The 1,817-nt window shown below is 51.8% G+C and carries 1 protein-coding gene; it reads left to right on the top strand.

Going from position 1 to position 1,817, the window contains the following annotated elements:
- A partial coding sequence (locus tag AC0UA9_RS17190) for a glycerophosphodiester phosphodiesterase family protein (RefSeq protein ID WP_475661932.1) occupies positions 1-1,817 on the top strand: 1,817 nt, incomplete at both ends.

Here is a 1,817-nt window from a genome sequence, read left to right as displayed (position 1 = left end):
TGGGCTACACCCTACTCCACACTCTACGCGACCATCTTCGTCCTCTGATTGCCTATCACCTGCTCTTCACGCTGTTAGCTTCTGCTCTTATTGTGCCATTAATTGCGTGGATCTCTCGGGCCTTACTAGCGCAGCTCAACCGAACAGTAGTCACCAATGATGCGCTTATTACACTACTTTTTAGCCCACTAGGCTTAGTTGCGTTACTCGTGGGTCTTGGCTTTGCATTCTTACTGATTTATTGGCAACAAGCAGGCATGCTGCTAGTTGCCGTCAGACCGAAAGACAACCACTACCGACTCGCCTTTGAAGCACTCTGGTTAAGCACGCGCCGCTTCCCAGCACTCGCGGGCCTAGTCATTCTTCAGGTAGGATCCCACTTGCTCCTCCTAGCCCCTTTTATGATGGGCTTAACGTGGCTTTACGATGTATGGCTAAGCGGTATAGATCCCTACTATTTACAACAAACTCGCCCCGCCTCGCTGTGGTATTTTATCGCTTGCGCACTGCCGTTACTGTTTATCTGGCTTGGGCTAGCCGCACGGCTCTACCTACGCTGGTTACTAGCGCTACCGTTAGTAGCGCTGGACAACTGCTCCCCTTTCCAGGCACTGAAACGTAGCGTGCGCTTAACTCGTGGCTGGCATCGCTCGATTGGTGTGGCGGTTTTGACACTGCTGATCGTTATTATCAGTCTACCAGTTATCTCCACATGGCTATTTGATAGCGTCGTGACGCCTCTGTTATGGAGGCTACCCGAACATAATGCCGTGCTGATTCCAGCAATGTTGGCATATTTAACCAGCTACGTACTGGTTACATTAGCCATTACCTTTTTAGGCATTGCCACCAATGCCCTTTTGTCAGAGTGCTTATACTTGCAGCTGGCTTTTAAAGAGGCTCGCCCTGCTCCACGATCAGAAAATGCCCATCCTGGTCGCCTTGCGTGGGCGATTGAACTAAGCGTACTGCTACTAGCGGGGCTACAAGCATGGTGGATACTCAATAGCTTTGAAATACGCGACAACGTAGCGGTTATCGCCCACCGTGGAAGCTCGATGGTCGCACCGGAGAACACCCTATCTGCGATAAGACAAGCGCTTGAAGACGGTGCTGATGCCGTAGAGCTTGATGTTCGCCTTAGCGCTGACAACCAGGTGCTTCTTTATCATGACCGCAGCTTGGCTCGGCTAACAGGCGATCGGCGCGAGTTTGACTCACTCACTAGAGCAGAGCTGAGCAAAGTTGATGTCGGCAGTTGGTTTGGCGATGCCTTCCAAAACGAGCGAATTGCCGGCTTGGACGATGCCTTGGCGCTAGTGCGAGGGCGCGCCAGCCTAATGATTGACATGAAACCCTCACCTGGCGATGAAGAGAGGCTTGCTCGCGCCGTTTTAGCAACCCTTGAAGCAGAAAGCGACATTCGTTATCGCTGCTGGGCAACTCAGCATAACGCGCTCAATGCGAACGCGAACTGCGGCTTTCCAAATGTATTCTTGGAAATGCGCATGGCGACCATGGCGCCCAGCATGGTTACTTTTTTAAAACAGCAAGCCCCCGAATTGCGCATTACCTTACTCGCCCAACTGATCTTGGCTGGCACACTGGATCGGCGCCAATTTGATGCTTTAGGCCTGCGCCATAACCGCATCACGCCACAAGAGATTCGATTAGCGACGCTTTATAACTATGAAATACATGCCTGGACAGTCAATGACCAAACACGCATGTCGACACTGATTGACCTGGGGGTTGACGCGATCATCACTGACTATCCAGACCGCTTGAGCGAATTAATAGAAAACCGCCGTGCGCTG

The organism is Colwellia sp. F1, assembly GCF_056238625.1.
The sequence above is the reverse complement of the archived record's forward strand: the minus strand, read 5'-3'. Positions and strand labels throughout refer to the sequence as shown.